The following is a 14547-nucleotide window of genomic DNA, read 5'->3' on the forward strand; positions in this document are numbered from 1 at the left end:
TGCAGGGGCGGACCTCGGTGTTCTTGGTGCGGCCGGCGGACTCGTGGTGGACGGTCCGCTCACGCATCGCTCACGCATCGCTCGCGCACGACGAGGGAGAGCCGCGCGCCGGGAGCCGCTTCATGACCCCCGGCGCGGTGACGTGAGGGCTGGTCACGGCCAGATGGACTTGAGCTGCCACGCCTGCAGGTGGTCGAGGGTGGCGGTGCCGCCTTCGGCGAAGGCGTCGACACCCGTGCTGGAGGGGTCGGGGAAGATCTGGTCGGTGAGGGTCACCTGTTCGCCGCGTGTGTTCTGGGCGTAGACCTCGACGGAGGAGGCGTCGACGAGGATGTGCAGGCTCAGCTTGCCGCCGTGGAGGTCGAGGGAGGCGCGATGGACGCCGGAGAAGGTGGGGTCGAAGTCGGTCGCGCCGGAGGCGGTGCGGTCGATGTAGACCTCGCCGGTGGTGGTGTCGTAGCCGATGCGGGTGCGTTGCCCGCCGCCGGTACGGACGTCCAGGCCGAAGCGGTCGGCGGTGCCGGGGGTGAGGTCGGCCTGGAGTTCCTGGCTGCTGCCGTGCACCGGAAGCGGAGTGGTGGTGTTCGCGACGCGGGTGCTGGGCAGCCCGGTGCCGGCGCTGCGGAGGGTGGTCAGTTCGCCGACCGGCTGCTGGATCAGCTGGACCTTGCCGTTCACGGTCTTCAGGGAGAGCTGGCGGGGGAACGTATCGGCGCTGCGCCACGAACTGGTGGGGATGGCCTGCCCGTAGTTCCAGTTGTTCATCCAGGCGATCATGACGCGGCGGTCGCCGGGGGCATCGGTCCAGGTGTTGGCGGCGTAGAAGTCCGCGCCGTAGTCGAGCCAGTGGGCGCGCTGGGTGGTGTTCAGAGCGGGCTTGTCGGCGGTGGTGAACCGGTCGGCGAGGACGTGTCCCCAGCCGCCGGGGTTGGCGTCGACGATCTGGACCTGGACCTTCTTGCCCTTGTAGGCGGTGGTGTTGAAGGAGGCCCAGTCGAGGTTCTCGGAGTCGGCGCCGGTGGCGCTCTGGACGACCTTGCCGTCGACCAGCAGGTTGACGCCGGTCTCGACGGAGGGGGGCTTCGCCTGGGTGTCGGAGAGGACGACCTGGTCGAGGTTGAGGTGGCCCCAGCCGCCTGTGTTGTCGTCCACGACCTTGATCTGGGCCTGCTTGCCCTGCAGGTCGGACAGGTCCCAGGAGGCCCAGTTCAGGGCTTCGCCGTTGGATCCGGTGGCGGAGCGCACCACCTTGCCGTCCACGACGAGCTCCACCGCGGTCGGGGCGTCGGAGCTCGCGGCGTGGGCGCCACCACCGATGAGGAAGTCCAGGTACTTCTTGTCGATGGTGAAGGTCGGAGAGGTCAGCGTGCCGGTGCTCGCGTCTCCGTTGAGGAAGGTGTTGACGAGTCCCTTGCCGAGGTGGCCGTTGACCTGCTGCTGGCCGGGGAGGGTGCCCTGGGCCGGTCCGGTGCCGAAGGCGTCGCCGGTGGTGGACCAGTCGCCGATGGGGCTGGTGTAGGTGCTGCCCTCGAAGTCGGCGAGGGTTTCACCGGTCGGTGCCGGCTCATCGCCCAGGACGGTGCCGGGCCGGTACGGGTGGTTGCCGCCGCCGACCTTGAAGTTGATGTAGTTGCCGGTCACCGTGAACTCGGGCGAGGTCAGGGTGCCGGTGGAGGCGTCGCCGCCGTGGAAGCTGTCGGCGAAGGCTTTGCCCTCGATGCCGGTGACCTCTGACTGGCCGTCCACCGCTCCGGTCGCCGGTGCGCTGCCGAATGCGTCACCGGTGGCCTTCCAGTCGCCGAACGAGCCGGACTCGAAGTCCTGCGTGACGGTGCCGCTCGGCGGGGTGTACGTGGTGCCGGTGTCGTCGGAGGTGAACTTCTGGCCGTCGAAGTCGCCGACGAAGTACTGGGCGCCGGAGCCGCCCGCGATGCCGCCGGGGTTGAGGTTGACGGCCAGCACCCACTTGGTCTTCTTCGTGTTGCCGTCGACCGGGAGCGGGAACAGGTCCGGGCACTCCCACACCCCGCCGGTGGCGCCGGCCGGACCGAAGTCGCTCTGGTGGGTCCAGTGCTTGAGGTCGGCCGAGCTGTAGAAGGAGATCTTGTGCTGGTCGGCGAGGGAGACCGCCATCAGCCAGCGCTGCGTGGGGGCGTACCAGAAGACCTTGGGGTCGCGGAAGTTGTCCGAGCCGATGTCGAGCACCGGGTTGTCGCCGTACTTGGTCCAGGTGGTGCCGCCGTCGGTGCTGTAGGCGAGGGCCTGCTGCTGCTTGCCGGAGGCTTTCTGCGCGCTGGTGTACACGGCGACGAGGGGAGGGTTCTTCCCGGTGCCGAAGCCGGTGGTGTTGGTCCTGTCCAGGACCACGCTGCCGGAGAAGATCATCTCCTTGTCGTCCTGGGGGATGGCCACCGGGAGCTGCTTCCAGTGCACGAGGTCGGTACTGACCGCGTGGCCCCAGGACATGTTGCCCCAGGTGGTGCCGTCCGGGTTGTACTGGAAGAACAGGTGGTACTTGCCCTTGTAGTAGACGAGGCCGTTGGGGTCGTTCATCCAGTTCTGGGCCGGGGTGAAGTGGAACTGGGGGCGGTACTGCTCGTGGTAGGGCGTGTCGGCCATGGCGGGAGAGGCCGCGACCAGGCCGAGCCCGGACAGGACGGCCAGTGCGGCCAGGAGTCTGCGGCGCGGACGAATCGTTCTGGACATGGCGGCTCCTTGCGGGAGTACGGGCTTCGGCTCAGCCGTCGGGGACTGACGCGTGACGAGCGACGCGTGTGGGGTGCGAGTACGGGCGGCGGCTGCACCGTGGCCTCGTCCAAGGTCACGGGTGAGCCCGGCTGTGGGGGGCACGGCACCGGCAGCTCCAGCCAACGACTGGAAACGTTTCGCCGAACGTACGGGCACCGGTCGCCGAAGTCCAGAGCCTGTGCGCGAAAACTCCTGAATGCGAGGATGAGCCGCGGCTGCACAGTGCCATTGATCCCCGGGAGAAACGTTGTCCAGCGAGCAGAACGACACAGGTCGGCGAACGGCGACCATGCGCGACGTCGCGACCATGGCCGGGGTGGGGATCGCCACTGTCTCGCGTGTTGTCAACGGCAAGCCCGTCACCCCTGACCTGGCGGAACGGGTGACGCGCGCCGCCGAACTGCTCGGCTACCGCCAGGATCTGACGGCCAGCAGCCTGCGCCGGGCCGACCGCCGCACCAGCACCCTCGGCCTGGTCCTGGAGGACGCGGCCAACCCCTTCTCCGCCGCGCTGCACCGCGCGGTCGAGGACGCCGCCGCCGAGCGCGGCATGCTGCTCCTGACCGGGTCCACCGACGAGGATCCGGTCCGGGAACGCGGCCTGCTGAGGACCTTCACCGCCCGCCGGGTCGACGGCCTCATCGTGGTGCCCACCGGTCAGAACGACACCGACCTCGACGCGGCCCGCCGCGCCGGCACACCCGTTGTGTGCGTGGACCGCCGCACCACGGCGCCGCGGGTCGACACCGTGACGGTGGACAACCGCGCGGGTGTGCGGGCGGCGGTGAAAAGGCTGAGCGAGGCCGGTCACCGGCGCATCGCCTTCCTCGGCGACCTACGCTCGATCTGGACCGCCGAAGAGCGCTACGCCGGGTTCGTGGAGGGGCTCGCCGAGGTGGGCCGCGTCCTGCACCCCTCTCTCGTGAGGCGCGGCCTGCACGGTGCGGAGGCCGCCCAGGAGGCCACCCGCGGACTCCTGGCGCTCGCCCACGCGCCCACCGCACTCGTCTCCGGCCAGAACCTCCTGACCATCGGGGCCCGCCGGACCCTGCAGGAGCTTGGGCTGCAGCGCCGCGTGGCGCTGATCGGCTTCGACGACCTGACCCTCGCCGACCTGCTCGAACCCGGCATCTCGGTGATCGCCCAGGACCACGCGGCCATCGGCAGGGAGGCCGCGAGCCTGCTGTTCGAACGGCTCGAGGGCGAGGGCGGACCCGCCCGTCACCGCGTGCTGCCCACCCGCTATCTCACCCGCGGCTCCGGCGAACTCCCCGCTCCCGAGGACGTCTGACGCCTTCCCCGTACGTCCCGTGAACGAGTTGTTTCCGGTGTGTTGACGGGGCGAGCCTCTCGGTGCTTCACTGCCGGAACCGGTACCGAAACCGGTTCCGGAACCGCTGCCGGTACCGGTTCCACCGATCTCTGTACGATCGGCACCTTCGGTGCGGGAGGACGTCTTCCGCCTCTGCGTGGAGTGAGAGGAGGTGGCATGGGAGTCACCATCGCCGACGTGGCCTCACGGGCCGGCGTCAGCAAGACGACGGTCTCGCGAGTGCTGAACGGCAAGGGCGAGATCAACGAGAACACCGTCCTGAAGGTCCGCAAGGCGATATCGGATCTGGGCTATGTGCCGAGCGCCGGAGCAGTCGGACTCGCACGGGGCACCACACAGATGATCGGCATGCTGGTCCCTGACATGGCCTGGGCCTGGGCCGGCATCGTGCAGGCGGTCGTCGAAACGCTGGAGGCCGAGGGCTTCGGGCTGCGCATGCTGACCTGGAACCGCGGTGAGGAGTCACTGCGCAGGCTCGGTCTGCAGGTCGCCGCCAAGTCCTTCGACGGCTTGTTGGTGATAGAGCCCGAGGGGGTTCTGGGATACATCACGGAACTGCACGAAGCGGGGCTTCCGGTCGTGCTGATAGACGACCGCTTCCAGCGGCCGGGATTCCCCTACGTGGCCACCACCAACCGGCAGGGGGGTGAGCAGGCCGCGCGGCACCTGCTGGACATCGGCCGCCGTCGTCCCCTGGTGGTGACCGGTCCCGAGACGTTCGGCTGTACTCGCGAACGGCTGGACGGCTTCGTCGATGTCTACGCCGAAGCCGGGATCGAGATCGACCAACGCAGCATCATCTGCGGCGACTTCCAGTTCGACCGCTGCCGGAGCGCGGTGGCGCGCGCTCTCGCGGACGGCCTGGAGTTCGACTCGGTCTTCGCACACAACGATCCCTCGGCGGCCGGTGTGCTGGCCGCAGTGCACGAGGCCGGTCTCTGGGTTCCGCAGGATGTCGCCGTGGTGGGCTTCGACGACCTCGAGATGGCGTCGTACACCTATCCGGCACTGACCACCATCCGCCAGCCCATGCGGGAGATGGGCGAGGCAGCGGCGCGACTGCTGCTGGACCACGTGCGCGGATCGCCGAAGGCCGCCGCCTCATGCATCGTCCCCACCAGCCTCGTGATCCGTGGCTCGACGTTACGGCCGGGCTCGAACTGACGCCGCGTCCTCGCGATGCGCACAGCGTCGGCGTCTCACCGAACCGTCCGTCTCCGCCGTCCTGCCCAGCCCCGCAGGCGGGGACGGACCCCCACCACGCGATGAACCGACCCCAACCGGCCCTCGGGCAGGCCGGTAGGTCGTCCAGCTCCACCGAAGTCGTCCGCGCGTCAGTCTCCGCCGGCCGTGTCCGCCCGCCGGACGGCTTCGTCACCCTCCACGCGGAACCGTGTTCACGCGTCACCGCCGAGGTGCTGTTTCCCTCGGTGCCTTCCTGATCCTGCACACGAACGGCACGCCGGGCACACCCCGCCCGGACGCTGCCCCCTCCGGGGCGGACGTTCCAGCCGCGACCCGCGGCTGACGCCCGAGCCCGCCGCAGACGAACTCACCTCACGGGCCGGCCCGTCCGGGTGTACCGGTTCCTGAACCCCGACCAGAGGTTCATCGGTCGGCCCGGACGGTCCAGCAGCCCCTCGAACAGTTCCCGGAACCGCCCGGGACCGATCAGTCGGCCAGCCGGTTGACGGCAGCGGCGGCGATGCCTTCCATATAGCCGGGGTCGTCGCTGGGCTGACCGGCGAGTTCGACGATGCCGAACCTGTGGCCGCTACGGATCACGGCGACGCCGCCGGCAACCTTGCCGTCGCCGTTGAAGGCCGGGTACCAAGTGCCCTGGCCGGCCTTGACGGTGATCGCGTGCCCCTTGCCGTAGTGCCAGTGACCACGGGGCTCGTCCTGGCAGCCGCGCACCAGCTTGTCGAGCTGCTTCTCGTACGAGGCCGCAGATGTGTCGGTGGAACCGTCCGCGGCGGATTCGGTCAGCGAGGTGCCCTCGGTGTCGAAGGCCCAGGTCACGTCGGCATAGGCGGCGGCCTTCCCCTTGGTCAGCTCTCGCATCGTCTCCTCGCCGGAGCATGCCGAGAGAGCCTGCTTCCCGGTCAGGTCCACCGTCGCGTGGACCGGGGCCAGGCCCTGCTGGAAGAAGTCGTCACTCTGCATCAGGCCGGCGGAGCCGAGGCCGGGTTCGGCAGAAGCGGCGGCAGGCGCGGTTGAAGACCGGCTCGCGGAACTCGTGTCCGCGCCGGCGGCGGGAAACGCGCCGATGCCGACCGCTATCAGGGCGGCACCGACAGAGGTGGCCACCCCTGCGGTACGACCGCGACGCGCGAACTTCCTCCGGGCTGCCTGGTTGTCGAACATCTCATCTCCTGTCGGGTCGCGACGCGGTTGGCGTCGTCGTACGTCTTGGAGATGCCAGGGGTACGGGAGATGTTGGATGGCGATCTGCCGCGATCGATGTGATCCGCATCACGTCTGCCGGTGGGGTGGGGGTGGTCTCAGAGCCGTGTCACGGCCGCACGGACGATCCGCGTCATCGCAGCCGAGCCCAGGCAGGCATCGACCTCCAGAACCCCGTAGTGAGAGCCGTTGCGGAGTACGGCGACGCCTCCGCACGGCTCCTTGCCTCGTGGAGCGGTCCCTGTGGTGTTCAGATCGCCGCTGTAAGCACCCATCCAACTCGCGGTGATGTCCGCAGCGACGTCGATCGTGTGCGTCGGCCCGTAGACCCAGTGCGTGGCCGGTTCGCTCTGGCACGGCACCTCCTCCAGCAGCAGGCGTTCGGCGTAGTTCTGGGCCAGTGCCCGGCTTCCGGCGTCGCCGGCGACTTCGCGTGCGACCTGATCGTCGATGTTCGCCGCCTCGGTGGGGTCGCCGTTGCCCCTGTCCTTGCTCGTCACCAACCCGCGGAAGTGCGCGCCATACGCTCCCAGCGTCTCGCCGAGAGTCTTCTCGCCGGCGCAGGTCGCGTTGGCGTAGTTGCCGTCGCCGACACGGTCGCGCACGTAGATGCGCTGGGAGATACCGACCTTCCTGAACTCGGCCGCTGTCAACAGGTGCGGGTTCGTCATGGGCCCGCTCGCGGGCCTCGGCGTCGGAGAGCCGTTGCCCGGCGAGGACGCCGCAGCGCCGGGCGTCACCGTCGGGGTGGCCGGCGCGGAGGGGGCAGGCAGGACGAACCGCCCGGTCAGCAGGCCGAGTCCGATGGCTACCGCCAGGATGACGACGATCGTCCGAGGCCGCACGGCAGCACCTCCCGGCCCGCGGTCGAGCTGATGCCAGGGGGGAGCGGGAAGCCGGGGCGTCTCAGAAGCCACCGCCGAGGCGGTCCCGCATGAAGCGACGAGCCTGATGGATGCGGTCCTTGACCGTGCCCAAGGGAGCGTCGGTGATCTCGGCGACCTGAAGGTAGGTCAGGTCGCCGAGATCGCGGAGCACGAAGGACTCCACCAGGGCCGGGTGCCGCTGCTCCAGTGCGGCCAGCGACTCCATCAGGTCCAGGCGGGTCCCCGCGATGACGCTCGTCGTCCGAGGGTCGATACCGTCGGGAACGACCGCATGACTGTCCTCCGCGCGCCGGCGCATCGAGCGATACGTGGCCCTGGCGGCGTTCGATGCGATTACTGTCACCCAACCGAGGAACGAGCCCCGCCCGCTGTACTCGTGCAGATGCGTGCTGATGGACAACAGAGCGTCCTGCGCGGCCTCTTCGGCGTCGGCGTGGTGCGGAAGAAACCGGGAGCAGCGGCGCATGACGGTGGGCCGAAGCCTGACCAGGAGGCGGTCCAGGGACGCCCGGTCACCTGCCTGGGCGGACGCCACGAGGTGCGTCAGCTCATCCTCCTCGGGCACCCTGCTGTCCCCCCGCTATCGTCCGACCTGGACCCCACTGGGTCGCACGAAAGTTCCCGACCACAGCCGACCACAGCCGGCTACCTCCGCCACATCGCCCCGGGAAAATGTTGCCACATGCAGAAGCTAGGTCGTTATCTCCTCGAGGACAGGCTGGGAGCCGGTTCGTTCGCCACCGTCTGGAAGGCATACGACCCCGAGCTCGACACCGATGTCGCGGTCAAGGTGCTGGCCGACAACTGGGCGTCGAACGCCGATGTACGACAGCGCTTCCTGGCGGAGGCGAGGCTGCTCCGCCGGATCTCCAGCCCACGTGTCGTGCGCGTTCACGACGTCGGCGTCCACGACGACCGGCCGTACTTCGTCATGGACTACGTCCGAGGCGGCACGCTGGCCGAGCAGACAGGGCACTGCCGGCCCGCGGAGGCGCTCCGGCTCGCGGCCGAGGCCGGGTACGCGGTCCAGGTGCTCCATGACGCGGGCGTCATCCACCGCGACATCAAGCCGTCGAACCTCCTGCTCGACGCCGGCCGCACGCCTGCCGCCGTACTTGTCGCGGACCTTGGCAGCGCGAAGCAACTGGCCGACGCGTCGGGGCTGACAGTGACCACCGGCACTCCCGCGTACATGGCGCCCGAACAGGTCTTCCAGGACGGTGGGTTCGACGGTAGAGCCGATGTGTACGCCCTCGGTGTCGTCGCGTTCGAGTTGTTGACCGGACGCAAGCCGTTCGGGTCGGGCGGTCGCACAGTCATGGTGACGCGGCAGGCGTCGACGTCGTCGTTGCCGACCCTTCCCAGAGAGCTGGGGGTTCCGGACGGCATCGAAACACTGCTTCGTGCTGCGCTGTCCATAGAACCTGACCAACGACCGCAGACCGCACAGGCGTTCGCGGATGCGCTGCTGTCACGGGAGGAAGAGGAGTGGGCGTCGGTCAGGTCTTCGGGGCCGACGCGTCTGATGGTCTGGCTTGCGGCGGTCGTCGTGTTCCTGATGACCGCGGTGCTGACCTGGTTGTTCCGCTGAACCTGCGGGTGACGACCACATCGTCGCCGGCGGCGCAGCGCCGGAGGAGGCGCTGTGGGCCCGATCCGCAGCACCCGCAACTGTCCGCTCTCCGCCCCTTCCGAGCCGGTAGTGACTGGCCCGTGATCGCTGCTGGTGGTGGCGCCGCCAGTCAGACCGGCCGAGCCGGTGGTCCACGTCGTGGACGGGCCGGACGGTGACCGTGATGAACTGGAGTATCAGGCCGTCCAGTCGGACACCAAGACGCCCAACTGCGGCCCAGTTTGTGAGCCGAAGCGCGATGGTTGTCACATAGGCACGCTGGTTGTCACCGACGGTGTTGTGGGCGGTTGAGCCTGAGCGCGACAGGTCGACGACTGTGATCATCCGTGTCCGGCCTCCTGGGCCACGTCACATCGTGCCCGGCAGCGCGGACACCTGAGCCCGCCGGCCGCAACCATTTCCGCACCTCGCGGGTCACACCTGTGAAGCACGGCGGGTCGGGACCCTCCCGGCGCACGGGAAGGTTTCGGTCGGATGGCACGACGATCACGGGTACGCGCGGTCGCGACGGCGGCGGCGGGCGCGGTGGCGCTGGTGGCGGGGGTGTTCGGCACGGGTCCGGCCCGCGCCGACACGGCGGACGCCGCACGAGGGATGACGGTCCAGTTCGCCGAGCACGAGCTCTTCATCGGGACGGAGCCGGCGAGCGTGGACCTGTCCTACCGGTGGAAGGTGGCCGGCGGGGGCACGGCACACCACGTCCACCTGACCGTCGACCTGTCGGGAGTGGCCGACTTCGCCGAGCCGGCACCGTCGGAGCACTGCAAGGGCAACCTCTGCACGCTGGACCTGGCGTCCGCCACCTCGGACTTCCACGCCATCACGCTGGTGCCGAAGCCCGGTGCGGCCGTCGGCAGCAGCGGCACCGTGACCGTCTCCGGCACGGCGTCGGACGCCACCGTCACCGGCGACCACCTCACCCTGACCAACGGCGCGACGCAGCTGAAGGTGAGCGCGTCCGCCGAGCAGCTGCACCAGGTGCCGGGCGACACGCTGACCTTTCCGCTCGACGTGTGGAACAACGGCCAACTCCCTGCGGCCAAGGGGGTGGAGTTGCGGATCGACACCACCGCCGGGCTGCACCTCCAGGGCTCCTGGGCCAACTGCCGCGCCGTGACCGCGAGCGACCGCGGGGGGCACATCGTGCGCGAGACCCTGTGCGACTTCCCCACCCCGGTGGAGCCCGGCCAGCAGTACGCGTTGTCGTCGCCGCTGCGCGTCAAGGTCGGCGACGAGGCCCTGCGCGACAAGATCTTCTACGAATTCACCCCGCTGACCAGCGCCGCCCCGGCGAACGGCCCCGGGACCCCGCTGACCCTCGTCCCGAGGGGCGCGATGCCGTCCGACGGGAACATCGACCCGTACTTCACCACCTACGTCAACAGCGTCAACCACGCCGACTTCGCCGTCATCGGGGACACCGTCACCGGGCGGCGCGGCGGTCACGCCACGCTGCACGCCACGGTGATCGACCGGGGGCCTGCGGTGGTGGAGGACCTCCTCGACGACGACGCCTTCCTCCCGGTCCTCGTCAAGCTGCCGCCGGGCACGAAGGCCACGAAGATCCCGGACAACTGCCAGCCGCCGCCCACGGACGACGGGTCGGACCCCGGCCCCCGGATGGGCCGGTCCTCGTACCAGTGCTACTTCGGCGACCCCGCCCCGGGGGACAGACACGTCCTGTCGTTCACCGTCGCTGTCGGCCCCCGTACCCCGGCCGTCTCCACGGGCCAGGTCCGCACGCTGGAGGTCATGAAGGGGCTCGACCCGGACGCCTCCAACGACAACGCGGCGCTGACCCTGCGGCTGGCGCAGGGCGGCTCCGCGGGCGGCGGTACGCCCGGCGGGTCCGGCCCCGGCGGCGCGGCCGGAGTATCCGGCTCCGTTTCGGGCGGCCCTTCCGCAGGGTCCGGACCGCTGGCCGACACCGGATTCGGCGGCGGCTGGATCGTCTGGGCGGCCGGCGCGCTGTTGCTGGCCGGTGGTGTGGCCGTAGCGCTCTCCCGACGGTCCCGCGGTGGGAACTGACACGTCGTCCGGGAGTCAGAACCAGTGCAGGGTGCATTGCCCGTCTTCTACGGAGAGCTTGCGGTGCTGTGTACCACCGCCGCCTGGCCCGCGACTCCTAAGCCCTCCCGGTCCGCTCTGCCGCCATGATCTACCTTGCGATGATCGCCTTGATGGCCGCCGACTCACCAGAGATTCCACCCCAACCCGGCGAGGGCTCTAATGCCTCATCAAAGCCGCATCTCGGGATGAAACATCGGGAGAAAACGCTCTCTGAGGACCCGTCGCCCGCTTCGAACCCCGCGAAACGTGAGTTTTCCGTCATGGCCGACGGGCAACTTCACCTGGGAGCATGATTGTCCATCGGGTGGACGGGGGAAAAGCGGGATGACCACTGCGCACAGACGGGTTCGTGCGGCCATGATCGTCGCGGCGGTGCTGGCCGCCGCCGGCTGTTCCGGCGGGGGCGGTGACGACGCGGCTTCCAGCCCCTCCGCGACGACGACCGCGGCGGCCCCGGCCACCACCCCTTCGACGGCCTCGCCCACCCCTGCGGTCAAACCGTCGGACATCTACCCCACGAACGCGGCCGGCTGCCATCCGAACGCGAAGTGGAGTACGGCGAAGGCGGTGGACTGGGTCCACTGGGGGCAGGTCGGCACGCCCGCCCTGGGCCCGGGAGAGGTCCGGTTCCCCAAGTCCATGTCCGGCTTCGACGGGCCCCTGTGCGACCGGGTGACCGTCCAGGTCCAGTTCTGGCGCGTCAACTACCGGCCGTCCAGCGCCACTTCGGCCGCCGACCCGCTTTCGAGGGAGGCGAACTACGACTACAGCCTGCAGTCCCTCAAGCGCACCGAACTGCGCATCGACGGCCGCAAGGTCCACGACGTGAAGCCGCCGAAGGGCTTCGCCTCGGCCAAGGCCAGCCCCTGCGACGGCTTCCTGGAAGCGATCTACGTCGGCGCACCGCTCAAGAACCGCGAACTGCCGACCAAGATCAGCACGGGCAACACGATCGTCGGCGACGACGTCACCTTCCCGACCAAGCGCGTGGTCGATTACCACGTGTTCGCGCCGTCCGCGCCCCAGCTCTGCGACGACAACGGCATCCCCACGGCATCCCCCGCACCGTCCGGCTACCCGTCGTCCGGCTTCGGGCTGTCCACGCCGTCCTACCCCTCCTTCGACCTCACCCCGAAGAGCTGAGCGGCCGGGGGCCACGCCGGCACGCGCGCCGGCGCGAAGCCGTCGTGGCCCTTGCTGCCCACCGTCCGTAGCGCCGTGCCGGTCAACCTCGGGTGGCTGCCGATCAGTTCGATCACGGCCCCGCTGCCCGCCGCTCGCCCCCTACCATTCGGGCAGGGGGCTCACGCGCGCCGCCAGGCAGGGGGCCAAGCATGCGGTCGATCACTTCACGGCCGGTGTTCGGGCGCTTCGTCGGCGCCGTCGCGGTCGGCGTGGCCCTGGCAACGACCTCAGGATGCACGGTTCCCGTCGATGCCGTCGCCGGCGTCTCCGTGACCAGCGACGGCCATCTGCTCGGCGTCATGATGGTCTGCGGACATCAGATTGATGGCGCGACCCTCTACGTGGACAGCGACGACGTCAACAAGACGGTGACGGTCGGTTCATGGACCGCCGACCGCCCCCTCAGGGCTGGTCTCACCACCTGGACCCTCGATTCTCCTGCCGTCGGCTGGACCGCGACCAGATCCCTCACCCCGCTCACCACCAAGACCACGTATGCCCTCTACGGCTGGACCAAGGACAACTCGTGGTCATCGAGCAGCGTCTCCTTCACCCCGAGCGACCGGGACCGGCTCACCCCAGGGAAAGTCCGCTACGACAAGATCTCGGACAATGGTGATGAATCGCCAGTCACTGTCCCCATGGCGGAGTTCAAGGCGAGGGCTTGCCAGAACGTGTAATGCTACGGCGCCTCCGGCCAGGGCTGATGCGTTCTCAGCAGGTGATCTCGAGGAGTGCGGTGGCGTAGTCGGGGCGTGACCGGTAGTGGTCGGCTGCGGCGGCGATGTTGGTCCAGCCGGCCTGGCGCATCAGGCCGATGGCGAGGTTGCGCAGGGTGGCCATGGCGCGGGGTGCGCTGCCGGTGCGGATCTTGGAGACGTCCTCGGCGAATGTCACGTCTCTCACGTGGTGAAGGGCTTCCACGGACCAGTGGCCCTGGACGAGTTCGACCAGTCGGGCGGGGTCGGCCTGGCCGGGGGTGAGGCTGGTCACGGCGTAGACCGTTTTCGTCTGGACCTCGCCGGTCGTGGTGTCGACGCGGCGTCGCTTGATCTCGATGGCCTGGACGGCGTGCGGGAACAGCAGCCCGGCTTCGACGGTGCACACCTTCAGCCGCCTCACCTCGCGACGTCCGTGCCCGGCGGTGCGGGCGCGGTCCAGCAGCGGCATCTGCTGCCAGGGCAGGCGGCGCAGTTGCCGGCGCAGCTTCTTCTGGTTGCCCTTGCAGACCAGGAGGTAGTGCCCGCCGGCGGCGACGATCTTCTTCGCAGTCTTGCGCCGGGTGTGCATCGCGTTGGCGGTGACGACCATGCCGCGCAGGTCGACGCAGGCCAGCAGTGGGGCCATGGCCGGGATCTCGTTGCTATTGGCCGCCACCTGGCGCCGGGTGATGACGGTCTGGCTGCCGTGCAGGGCAGCGGCCAGCAGGCGTATCGCGGTCTTGCCTTCGGTGCGCGAGCCGCGGACCGTCTTACCGTCCACCGCCAGTCCGACCAGGGTTTCTTCCTCCTCGACGGGATCGGCGGCGTGGCGGGCGAGCCAGGTTCCGACGGCGTCGTCCAGGGCGTCGCCGTCGATGCGGGCCAGCAGTCGGGCGAGCGTGGAAGCGTTGGGCGTGGCGCGGGCGAGGCCGAGTCCGGCGCGGACCTGCGGGTCGGCGTCCGTGGCGTAGCGGGCGATCTGCGCCAGCGGGCGGGCTCCGCCGAGCACCGCCGTCAGGCACAGGGCCAGCAGCACGCCGATGCGGTAGCGGCACCCGCGCACCCGCCGGGGATCGGGCACGGCGGCCAGCACCTCAGACAGCGAGACCATCTCGTGCGGCTCGATGGACGGACAGGGCTCGTCGCCGTCCTCGCAGTAGCGTGCGAGGACGTTGATCAGGGAGGATGGCACGCGGACACGACTCCAGGACGGGGCCGGTCGGCGAGTGGCCAGTACCGAAGTACGCGACCGAGCCGTCCACGGTCGGCACCGGGAAGTGCAGGCCGTTGGCCGCGCCGGACAGTTCCTGCACCACCGTGCCGTCGTCCCCCTGGAGCTTCCACTCGAGGATCTCCCCCGGGGCGCCAAAGGACGCGGTGGGCATCAGCCGCCCCGCATGGGAGCGAAGGACATCGTGGCGTTGTCGCCTCCCCAACACTGGTCCCCGGATGCCTTGAGGACCTTGTTGCCGCCGCTGTCCAGGAGCGTGCCTCGCTTGCGGGGCGGCGTGGCTGGCCGCGTCGTGCCGCCGCGGTCTCGGCTGTCTCATCGCCGCGTCGGCGGCCCGAGGCCGGCGAGCCCTT

Annotated in this window: 11 protein-coding genes; 6 read left to right on the forward strand and 5 right to left on the reverse strand. The window is 69.7% G+C overall.

What is annotated here, in order from left to right; genetic code table 11:
• Positions 1-153: 153 nt before the first annotated feature.
• Complete coding sequence (locus tag ACYUED_RS23265; RefSeq protein WP_491284615.1) at positions 154-2706, reverse strand: GH32 C-terminal domain-containing protein; 2553 nt, start codon at positions 2704-2706, stop codon at positions 154-156.
• A 289-nt stretch (positions 2707-2995) separates the two neighbouring features.
• Between ACYUED_RS23265 and ACYUED_RS23270 the strand changes: the two genes are divergently transcribed.
• Both ACYUED_RS23270 and ACYUED_RS23275 read left to right on the forward strand, forming a co-directional pair.
• The gene (locus ACYUED_RS23270; protein WP_491284617.1) at positions 2996-4039 is read left to right on the forward strand and encodes a LacI family DNA-binding transcriptional regulator; all 1044 of its coding nucleotides are present in this window, start codon (positions 2996-2998) and stop codon (positions 4037-4039) included.
• Between the two features lie 198 nt (positions 4040-4237).
• On the forward strand, positions 4238-5245 hold the full coding sequence (locus ACYUED_RS23275) for a LacI family DNA-binding transcriptional regulator (RefSeq protein ID WP_491284619.1): 1008 nt from the start codon (positions 4238-4240) through the stop codon (positions 5243-5245).
• Positions 5246-5752: 507 nt separating this feature from the next.
• Here ACYUED_RS23275 and ACYUED_RS23280 read toward each other — a convergent pair.
• From ACYUED_RS23280 to ACYUED_RS23290, 3 genes are all read right to left on the reverse strand, one after another.
• Entirely contained in the window at positions 5753-6448 is a 696-nt protein-coding gene (locus ACYUED_RS23280; RefSeq protein WP_491284621.1) for a hypothetical protein, read from the reverse strand.
• A gap of 137 nt (positions 6449-6585) precedes the next feature.
• The gene (locus ACYUED_RS23285; RefSeq protein ID WP_491284623.1) at positions 6586-7332 is read right to left on the reverse strand and encodes a hypothetical protein; all 747 of its coding nucleotides are present in this window, start codon (positions 7330-7332) and stop codon (positions 6586-6588) included.
• Positions 7333-7393: 61 nt separating this feature from the next.
• On the reverse strand, positions 7394-7939 hold the full coding sequence (locus ACYUED_RS23290; RefSeq protein WP_491284625.1) for an RNA polymerase sigma factor: 546 nt from the start codon (positions 7937-7939) through the stop codon (positions 7394-7396).
• Between the two features lie 117 nt (positions 7940-8056).
• On the opposite strand from ACYUED_RS23290, the gene ACYUED_RS23295 reads away from it, so the two are divergent.
• From ACYUED_RS23295 to ACYUED_RS23310, 4 genes are all read left to right on the forward strand, one after another.
• Positions 8057-8965 carry a serine/threonine-protein kinase gene (locus ACYUED_RS23295; protein WP_491284627.1) on the forward strand — a complete coding sequence of 303 codons (909 nt, stop codon included), beginning with the start codon at positions 8057-8059 and terminating at the stop codon, positions 8963-8965.
• A 516-nt stretch (positions 8966-9481) separates the two neighbouring features.
• Positions 9482-11035, forward strand: a complete 1554-nt coding sequence (locus ACYUED_RS23300; RefSeq protein ID WP_491284629.1) for a hypothetical protein — start codon at positions 9482-9484, stop codon at positions 11033-11035.
• A 366-nt stretch (positions 11036-11401) separates the two neighbouring features.
• A complete protein-coding gene (locus ACYUED_RS23305) occupies positions 11402-12220 on the forward strand; it encodes a hypothetical protein (RefSeq protein ID WP_491284631.1) in 819 nt (272 codons plus the stop codon).
• Positions 12221-12411: 191 nt separating this feature from the next.
• Positions 12412-12942, forward strand: a complete 531-nt coding sequence (locus ACYUED_RS23310; RefSeq protein WP_491284634.1) for a hypothetical protein — start codon at positions 12412-12414, stop codon at positions 12940-12942.
• Positions 12943-12976: 34 nt separating this feature from the next.
• Here the strand turns inward: ACYUED_RS23310 and ACYUED_RS23315 are convergent, their stop codons facing one another.
• On the reverse strand, positions 12977-14155 hold the full coding sequence (locus ACYUED_RS23315) for an ISAs1 family transposase (protein WP_491284638.1): 1179 nt from the start codon (positions 14153-14155) through the stop codon (positions 12977-12979).
• Positions 14156-14547: the final 392 nt, after the last annotated feature.

The organism is Streptomyces sp. DF42, assembly GCF_058267695.1.